Origin of the sequence: Microvirga aerilata (assembly GCF_016743775.1) — a bacterium.
Taxonomy (GTDB): domain Bacteria; phylum Pseudomonadota; class Alphaproteobacteria; order Rhizobiales; family Beijerinckiaceae; genus Microvirga; species Microvirga aerilata.
Genome location: NZ_JAEQMY010000137.1, coordinates 1 through 8,985, shown reverse-complemented (window position 1 = coordinate 8,985; position 8,985 = coordinate 1). Strand labels below are relative to the sequence as shown.

Below are 8,985 nucleotides of genomic sequence, written 5' to 3'. Positions count from 1 at the left end.
CGATGTTCCAGGCCTACCTTGAGCAGTTCCCCACAGGGTCCTTCAAGGCTCTGGCAGAGATCCGCTTGGCTGAACTGTGCCATCCAGCAGACGGTGGTGAGCAAGCCTCGCCCTAGGCACTGGAAATTATCCGCTCGCCTGTTATTGAATGCAGCCCTGTTGAGTGGAACCGAACCCGTCGTGGTGGCGGGCGGGCCAAGGCAGCGTTCGTGATCGACCGACAGAGCCAGAAGACTTGGGTGCACATTTGTAGCTCTCACCCTGTTCATTGCGCTCGGCAAATGTGATTTGCGATCCAAGCTCTCGGTACTGTCAAGTAACGCTCAAACCTGCTCAGTGGCAAGCGGACCTTCGGTTCAGCATCCGCGTTGATAGAGGCTCAGTGCGTGGAGAGCGCACTTACACCTTCGGGATGCCCATGAACCTCCAGGATCTGAACACTCGCCATAGGGGAGGTCACCCCACTGCTCCTCAACCCACTCGCAAATCCAGGATGATGGAGGGGCGCCCTTACCCGCTTGGGGCCACATGGGATGGAGTCGGCGTGAACTTTGCCTTGTTCTCAGCCCATGCCGCAAAGGTGGAGCTCTGCCTCTTCGATCACACCGGCGAGCGTGAACTGGATCGCATCGAGTTGCCTGAATACACCGACGAGGTCTGGCACGGCTACCTGCCGGATGCACGTCCGGGAACCGTCTACGGCTACCGGGTGCACGGTGCCTACGAGCCTGCCGCAGGCCATCGCTTCAATCCCAACAAGCTCCTGCTCGACCCTTATGCCAAGCAGATCGTAGGACAGATTACCTGGGACCCTGCGCTGTTCGGCTATGAGATGGAAACGGCAAACGACCTCACGTTTGATCGCCGTGACAGCGCTCCCTTCATGATAAAGAGCCGCGTCATCGATCCAGCCTTTACCTGGGGACGTGACCGTCGCTTGCAAACGGCTTGGGAGAAGACAGTCATCTACGAGACGCATGTGCGCGGCTTCACGATGCGTCACCCGACTGTACGGGAGGGTTTGCGTGGCACTTATGCTGGCTTGGCCAGCCAAGAAGCCATGGATTACATCCGTTCGTTTGGCATCACAGCCGTTGAATTCCTGCCCATTCATACCTTCCTCAACGACAGCAACCTGACTGAGAAAGGGCTCAAGAACTACTGGGGCTACAACAGCATCGGGTTCTTTGCTCCAGCCCGTCGGTATGCTGCCAACCCGGATTTTGCCTTCGCAGAGTTCAAGGAGATGGTGGCTCATCTCCATGCCGCCGAGATCGAGGTTATACTGGATGTGGTCTACAACCACACCGCTGAGGGCAACGAGCTGGGGCCGACCCTCTCGTTCAAGGGCATTGATAACACGTCCTACTACAGGCTTGCGCCCGATCCGCGCTACTACATCAACGACACTGGGACCGGCAACACCGTCAACTTAAGCCACTCCCGGGTGCTGCAACTCGTCGGGGACAGCCTGCGCTATTGGGTGCAGGAGATGCATGTCGATGGCTTTCGCTTTGATCTCGCGACGATCCTGGCCCGGGAGCCGCATGGCTTCGATGAGGACGGACGCTTCCTCGACACTTGTCGCCAGGATCCGGTGCTGAGCCAGGTCAAGCTGATCGCGGAGCCTTGGGATTGTGGCCCGGGCGGCTACCAGGTCGGCCGCTTCTCGCCCGGATGGGCGGAGTGGAACGACCGCTACCGGGACACGGTGCGTGCTTACTGGAAAGGGGAAGAAGGCAAGCTGCCCGAGCTTGCCGCACGCCTTACCGCATCGGCAGACATGTTTAACAAGCGGGGCCGCCGACCCTGGGCATCGGTGAACTTCGTCACGGCCCATGACGGGTTTACGCTCAACGATCTTGTCTCCTACAACGATAAACACAATGAGGCGAACGGAGAGGACAACAAGGACGGGCACAACGACAACTTGTCTGTGAACTATGGCGCCGAAGGCCCGACCAGCGATCCGGCAATCCGCAATCTGCGTTTCAGGCATATGCGAAATATGGTGGCGACCCTTCTGCTTTCCCGCGGCACGCCGATGATCCTGGCCGGTGACGAGTTCGGCCGTTCGCAAAAGGGCAACAACAATGCCTACTGCCAGGACAACGAGATCTCCTGGCTGGACTGGCAGGGGATCGATCCTGATCAGAAGTGCCTGGCCGAATTCGTGCAGAAGCTGCTGGCCATCCGGCGGTCCTTGCCTATGCTTCGTCGGGGACGGTTCCTGAGTGGCGAGTACGATGAGGAAATCGGGGTCAAGGACGTGACATGGCTTGCGCCGGCAGGGGGCGAGATGACAGTCGAACACTGGGAGGATCCCAACGGGCGCTGCATGGGCATCCTGTTGGACGGCCGAGCCCAGGAGACAGGTGTGCGGCGTTTAGGGTCGGACTCGACGCTGCTCGTCATCTTGAACGCCCATGACGACGTGGTGCCCTTCAAGCTGCCGGAGGCGGCTGGCGGGAGCCGATGGGTGCGCCTGATCGATACGAACCAAGATCGGAACGATGATCTCGAGGACTTTGACTTCGGGCGTGTGTACGAGGTGACTGGGCGCTCGCTCCTGCTGTTCATCCTCAGGCCGGTGCGCCAGAAGGGACAGCAAACAGATGCGGCTCGCTCATTCCAGCATGTTCTGGACGCATTCGAGGCGGTCACCTCAACCCCAGTGGCCTTTCCGCAAAAGACACCTTGGTGAGCGTAAGCGCCATGAGCCAGCCTCTGGGGTCAACCAGCGCTTAGGATATCGCGTGGCTTGGAAGACGTTCTGTCTGAGAGGTGATTGCATGGCGCGCAAATTCTTTCAATGTCCATGACAGAGGACAGAGTGCACCCTGACGAGGGCTCCGAGTTCGACAGCCTGGACGCGGCTGTGCAAAGCGCTCTCACGTCGGCGGGCGAGATCAGCCGGAGCCTCCTGGGGAAGGGTGATACCGGCGGCATCGTTAACAAGGTTAAGAACGAGCACACCCAGCAGGTCTGCACAGTAGCAGCTTCGATGAGGATTGATTGCCACGCTGCACCACCTCGGTGACCTTACCCCTGGAGCGCCTAATTCCGAGAGGCGTTCTCATAGAACTGTGCTGCCAAGTTCGAATGTCGTTGATCAATGGACGGGAGAGGGGCCTGGGGACGTGTGGTCTTCGGCAAAGGGAGCCCTGCTCCAGTAACGGAACGGGGCTCAGTCTACGGAGACTGGTCAAGGAGACCTGCCCCAAGGCAGGTTGCCTCCGCAGAGAATCAACCGCACATCCTCATCAACGTTCCACCCCAACACGGTCTAGTGGAATGGACGGCACAGAGTCCTCAGTAAGATGGATAAGAGCTTTTCACGGATGATAAGTGGCTATTTGCGCTTGTCGTTGTCAAACACCTTGGGGTGGCTCGTAGGTGTCCCGGATGTCGACGACGCTCCCGTCGTCCCGGCAGTCGTGGGGCGTGACCGTACGCGCATGAAGTACCAGATGATGCCGGCAGCGATTGCCAGACCAATGATGATCCACAGCCAGGGGGTGTCGCCTCCGTCTGTTGCCGGTGGGGCGGGTGAGCCGGGCGCAGCAGGCGGCGTGGCTTGGGCGAAGGCTTCGTTGACCGCAGCAAGCGTCATAATCGTGAAACCGTGGAGCCTGTTGAGCATCATGTTCCCCTTTCGCCCATGAGGGCTGCGGATCAACGTCGGCCACAGGCCTACGTTCCTCTCATTCCAGGAGACGGAACCTTCCCGTTCCACGCCGGCCTCCTGGAACGGTAGAAAAATCCGGGCGAGCCCGTAGGGAACTGTCCGATAGCCCCTTGGCCGCCTGATGGGTGGTGCATATCGGAACTCTCTCCTGCGGAGGCGCGGATGAGGGCTTCGCGGAAGCGCTCAGGGAAGAGGGCGAGGTGCATTTGGCAGAGAATGTTCTTCAGTGCGCCGCTTGCACAACGGCTGCCGAGTTATGGCTGTTGAACGCTGACAGCCTAGGTGTACTCGCCCAAGGCTCCTGCTATGTCATCTTGGCTGATTACGCTCCCGCTCCTTTCGGCGCAAGGCAAGAAGAAGATCAAGCTGTTCGTCAGATATGGGGCTTGTATCAGGCGGGAAGTAGACGCTCCGCATAAGCTCAGCGATACGGTTCTTGGCGTCGCGGTTTATACTCGCAGCTTCAGACCTTCTTTTTCGATCAGGCACAGATGCTTACCTTCGATGCGCACTGCATGCGTCCTTGAGACTGAGAGCACTTTGGTTAACAAACAGTTAACCTTAGCCTTAAGCATCTGTGGGGGAGGAGCAAATAGCCACTTGGATGGCTCCGATCAGAGCCTGACGATGCGCAACTGTCCGGAGTTTATTCGGAGCTGATTGAGCGCGGTAGAGAAGATGACATCTTCTCCGAGTTCCTTAAGGCAGAGGGTGAGGAGCGGTTGGCCCGCAGCGTCGTTACTCTCGCGACCTGCGAAATTGCATCCGAGTTCATGGGATTCGAGCACCGGTAACAGGCTTCCACGTGTGCTAGCTCACATTACTGGTCATGGCACTTCTGTAGAAACGAAGCCTATCGCCAGCATGATGATGTCGACGTGGGCGGGACCTATCCGGAAGGATGAAGGCAACCATGGCGGACAAAAAGCCAGATCCCCGCCGGGAAGCGCACAAGGAAGCGGTGCGCTTGTCTTGGAAGAGCCGCCATATTCCGGTTTGGACACTTCTCCTGAGTAGCTTGCTCCTAGCGGGCATTCTCTCGGCTGTCGCCATGGTCATTGCCCAAGGCCCCTCGAACCCCATCCCCTAGAAAGCGAGCGAGATAGTTCCGTGAAGACGTGCCGGAAGTTATTCCCCATTACTATGGGTTTGAGTAACGAGCGGATCCCCATGATGGCCCGGAGCACAGGTTCCACCTTGAGGTCAAATACATTGATGCAGCTCTCACGTGCATCAGTCTGCAAACATCATCATGTGACGCGTGGCCGGACCATACATTGTGGTCCGTCTCGGACGTAAGCAGAGTGTCAGCTTAGGTCGCAATACCAAACGATCTTGAAGGAGAGGGGATCGTCGCTGCTTGACCCAAGCGGACAGACCATATTTACAGTTTTTTGCTGGTGACTCGCCGTCAGTTCCCGATATGGAAATGGAACAGTCGGGCGACCGTGACACGTGGGAGGCGGACTGCCTCTAGACGAACCAGACCGACATAGAGGATGGCACCCAGAGAGGGTCCTGCTATGTAGATCCATGGGTTCATCGATGTGTCCGCCACAAGTGCAGGCCCGAATGAACGTGCCGGGTTTGCACTGGCGCCGGAAATGGGAGCCTCCAGCCACACCAGTACCGAGAGGACAGCGGGCATGACCAGCGGAGTGAAGCGCCGCGTGCTGGGATGAGCCGCCGTCGTCAGAATGGCAAGGATGAGCAGAAACGTCACCCCTGCCTCGCCAAGCATGGCAGCCCACACGGGGACATCGACCCCCGGCCGCGTTGCACCAAACGCAACGCTTTGTCCCATGTGTCCCCAAGCTAAAAGAGGGACGGCTCCGACGGCGCTGCCGGCGAACTGCGCCAAGACGTAGAGGCCCGCATCACGCCACGCCAGCTTGCCCTCCAGGCAGAACGCCAGTGTCACGGTGACCTGACTGGGTGGAATTGGACCAGGCTGATTGGGACAACTGACCTGGAACCAAGGAGCTCAAGATGCCGAAGAAGAGGTTCAGTTCGGAGCAGATCATCGCCAAGTTGCGCCAGATTGAGGTGCATCTCGCCCAAGGCAAGAGCATCGCGCTGGCCTGCAAGGATGCGGCCATCTCAGAACAGAGCTACTTTCGCTGGCGCAAGGAGTACGGAGGCTTGCAGATCGAGCAGGCCCGGCGCCTGAAGGATCTGGAGCGGGAGAACGCCCGCTTACGCCGCCTTGTCGCTGATCTTTCCCTGGAGAAGCAAATCCTCAAGGATGTAGCCTCGGGAAACTTGTAAGCCCCGAGCGGCGCCGGCAGGCCGTGATCCGCATCCGGGAGAAGTACGGCCTCTCGGAGCGCCACGCCTGCCGCATCGTTAGCCAGCCCCGAGGGACGCAGCGTTATGTGCCCACCCTCCGGGCTGACGAGGATGCACTCACCCAAGCCATTATCGCGCTCGCCTCTGAGTATGGGCGGTACGGCTACCGCCGGATCACGGCCCTGCTGCAACGGGTCGGCTGGAAGGTAGGACAGGATCGGGTGCAGCGCATCTGGCGTCGCGAGGGGCTTAAGGTCCCGAAGAAGCACAAGCCACGTTCCAGGCTATGGCTCAACGACAACTCGTGCATTCGGCTGCGGCCCGAGAGAGCCAATCACGTCTAGAGCTTCGACTTTGTCGAAGGTCACACCCATGATGCGAGGAGCCTGAGGATCATGACCTTGATTGACGAGTACACGCGCGAGTGCCTGGCCCTGAAGGTGGCGTGGCGGATCAAGCTTCAGGGTGATCGAGACGCTGGCGGACGCCATGCTGGCCAAGGGTGTGCCTGAGCATGTTCGTTGCGATAACGGCCCTGAGATGGTTGCCCGGGCTCTGCGGGAGTGGCTGGCGCAACTCGGGACCAAGACCCTGTACATTGAGCCAGGCAGCCTTTGGGAGAACGGGTACTGTGAGAGCTTCAACGGCAAGCTCAGGGACGAGTGCCTGAAGCTGGAGATCTCCTACAGCCTAAAAGAGGCCTAGGTCGTAATCGGCGCCTGGAAGGATCACTATAACCGCGTGCGGCCCCACTCACCTTTAGCTACCGGCCGCCCGCACCCATGACGATGGAGGTAGTCGCACAGCAACTACCCATATCCGCCATCATGCAGTATGCTCTCAATGCGCCTGGTCCAAAACCCCGGTCAGGTCAGCATGATCCGCCCGTTCCCCACTTCACCGATTTTTCTAAGCCTCTTGTTTATTGTTGTTCCGACCTCAGCGTCAGTGAGGCTGCTGTGGAATTTTCAAAGGTAATGAGACTCCTAGACCGCTTCAGCTTGTCTCAACTGCCTCGATTCCCTCTTCAAGAAAAACCTGTGCGGTTAACAGGGTCACCCCGGGTCAGCATAGGACTTACCTCAGAGCCTTACTTGATCAGTCTTGAGGGTTAAGCAGAGGCTTGGGTAGTGCTTAACAAGAGGTGGATACATGCCTGTTATAATCGCCAGCTTACAAAGCTTAGCAGCAGTAAATATGGCTATGTATGTTGTCATAGTAGATGTATAATCGTTTTTAGGTTGAGCTTGCCAGCCTATCGAGGGCGTCCCTTGGTAGGGGAGGATGAGCTAATGATTAAAATAATTCTATTGACCGTCGCGTTCGTAATAGGACTTACCACAGCAATTGAAAGCGCACCACGTCGGAAACGCGCTGAACCTAACCCCGCACAAAAACAAGTGGTTCAAGAACAGGACGAGTTTAGATCGTGCGATGTAGCTGTGCGCGAGTTTGTTCAAGGTAGAAAAGAGGCTGCTGCACTTCCGGTGAATGGGGTCAAAGCCGATGGGCTGCGTATGACATTAAACTTTGTTCATCCCTATGGTGAAAGTGGTGACACGCCGCCTAATCTTGCATTCACGCGAGGCGAGTCAGTTGAGGAGCGTCGCAAGGCTCTAAATGAAGCAAAGCAAAGAATACGCATGCTGGAAGAGGCAGCTAAAGTAGGTAACGTTTGGTATGTCGTGGCGCTGAACAAGGACAATCCAAATGACCCTGATGTGAAGCGGAATCCCACGAGCATCCAGTCGGGCGATAGCCGACCTTCAGTATCATCGGTGGTCTTCGCAGACATCAAGAACCGTTGCGTCACAGTATATGAAAGCGCTTCAAGCTCACTTGAAACCTTAAGCCAAGAACTGCGAGCAATTCTGGAGGGACGAGTTTCGCCTCAGGCGGAAACTTCTGCTGTCTCGCCACCGTCGTAAAGGTGGAGAGATGCACTCTATCGCGAGGTGGAGGAGAACCACGGGTTAGACAAGCCCGAGTTCGGGTGGCATACAGGATGGATGACGGAAGATGCCATCAAAGAGGTAGCTAAAGCCCTCGCAGCCGAACTGGCCCGAATAGGCCATAGTCTGACCGACAAAGAAGTCGACACCCTTGCGCAGGTCGCGATCACCGCCCTTGATCACCACAGGGAGGGCAGGGTCAACGCCTTGGTGGACGCCGCTAAAGAGAGGCATGCCCGACAACAGGCCTCGCTTGGGGACGCAAAGACACCCTCCGAGGGTTCAGGCGTCGACATCCCCCTCTTCGACGACGAGGGATAGGGTCAGGCGAAGCTCAACTCTCCCAGCCTCCGACCCCACCGATTGTCTACGTGGTGAAGGGCACGCTGTCTGTGGATAGAAAGAACAGGGAAATGGTTCACACCCAGGCCGGGCAGGCCGTGATCGAGCCGGTCAACACCATCATCCGTGGCACCAACAAGGGGCAGACACCGGTGGAGTTGGTGATCTTTCAGGTCAGCCCACCGGAGATGCCCGAGTCTCACCCGGCTCCCTCACAGTAGCAAAGCGGTAATGTGATCGAACGGCGGGCGGGATACTTTCCCGCCCAGTTCCATGAGGCGTCTTCTCGGAAATTCGCGGCCTTCCTTGGCTGGTGCGGCGACAGGCTTCCCGGACTGGAGTAAAATAGGCCGAGTAGCGTTATGCTGACGCTCTGACGAGCGCCGCTAGCCCAATGGAGAGCGGCCATGTCTCTCAAGTTGGATCTTTGTGCAGTTATCTGGCACTGTTGCAGTAACCTGAGAAGGCCATAACGAACCCACTTCAACGTGCCGCTCAGGTAGCAAGACCAAAGAGCTGATTGACGGGACGGATTTCGCCTGTCGCTCGACGGCCCCGCTGGACGTAATGACCGCGGCGGATCATTCGCATGATTTCGAAACCCGCCAGGGTCGCGGCGGCGGTCTTCATCGCCTGGAAGCCGCGCGTCGGACGGATCACGCGCTTGAGCGCACCATGATCCGCCTCAATGATGTTGTTCAGGTATTTCGAGGT

Annotated in this window: 7 protein-coding genes and 2 pseudogenes; 6 read left to right on the top strand and 3 right to left on the bottom strand. The window is 58.0% G+C overall.

Annotated elements, in window-relative coordinates; all coding sequences use genetic code 11:
• The first annotated feature begins 418 nt into the window (after window positions 1-418).
• Window positions 419-2,704 (top strand): glycogen debranching protein GlgX, encoded by a 2,286-nt coding sequence (gene glgX, locus JKG68_RS29420; RefSeq protein WP_202065667.1) that lies wholly within the window; start codon window positions 419-421, stop codon window positions 2,702-2,704.
• A 108-nt stretch (window positions 2,705-2,812) separates the two neighbouring features.
• On the top strand, window positions 2,813-3,040 hold the full coding sequence (locus tag JKG68_RS35005) for a DUF6894 family protein (protein ID WP_376773234.1): 228 nt from the start codon (window positions 2,813-2,815) through the stop codon (window positions 3,038-3,040).
• 312 nt (window positions 3,041-3,352) lie between these two features.
• Here JKG68_RS35005 and JKG68_RS29415 read toward each other — a convergent pair whose 3' ends face one another.
• Both JKG68_RS29415 and JKG68_RS29410 read right to left on the bottom strand, forming a co-directional pair.
• Window positions 3,353-3,646, bottom strand: a complete 294-nt coding sequence (locus tag JKG68_RS29415; protein WP_202065653.1) for a hypothetical protein — start codon at window positions 3,644-3,646, stop codon at window positions 3,353-3,355.
• Window positions 3,647-5,099: 1,453 nt separating this feature from the next.
• Entirely contained in the window at window positions 5,100-5,609 is a 510-nt protein-coding gene (locus JKG68_RS29410; RefSeq protein ID WP_202065652.1) for an MIP/aquaporin family protein, read from the bottom strand.
• Between the two features lie 68 nt (window positions 5,610-5,677).
• Here JKG68_RS29410 and JKG68_RS29405 point away from each other — a divergent pair.
• The 4 genes and pseudogenes from JKG68_RS29405 to JKG68_RS29390 form a co-directional block, all read left to right on the top strand.
• A pseudogene (locus tag JKG68_RS29405) lies at window positions 5,678-6,765 on the top strand (IS3 family transposase); the annotation flags it as partial.
• A gap of 504 nt (window positions 6,766-7,269) precedes the next feature.
• Complete coding sequence (locus tag JKG68_RS29400) at window positions 7,270-7,905, top strand: hypothetical protein (protein WP_202065651.1); 636 nt, start codon at window positions 7,270-7,272, stop codon at window positions 7,903-7,905.
• A gap of 81 nt (window positions 7,906-7,986) precedes the next feature.
• On the top strand, window positions 7,987-8,250 hold the full coding sequence (locus JKG68_RS29395) for a hypothetical protein (protein ID WP_202065650.1): 264 nt from the start codon (window positions 7,987-7,989) through the stop codon (window positions 8,248-8,250).
• Window positions 8,251-8,342: 92 nt separating this feature from the next.
• On the top strand, window positions 8,343-8,492 hold the full coding sequence (locus tag JKG68_RS29390; RefSeq protein ID WP_202065648.1) for a cupin domain-containing protein: 150 nt from the start codon (window positions 8,343-8,345) through the stop codon (window positions 8,490-8,492).
• Window positions 8,493-8,841: 349 nt separating this feature from the next.
• Here JKG68_RS29390 and JKG68_RS29385 read toward each other — a convergent pair.
• Window positions 8,842-8,985 (bottom strand): annotated as a pseudogene (locus JKG68_RS29385) (DDE-type integrase/transposase/recombinase); the annotation flags it as partial.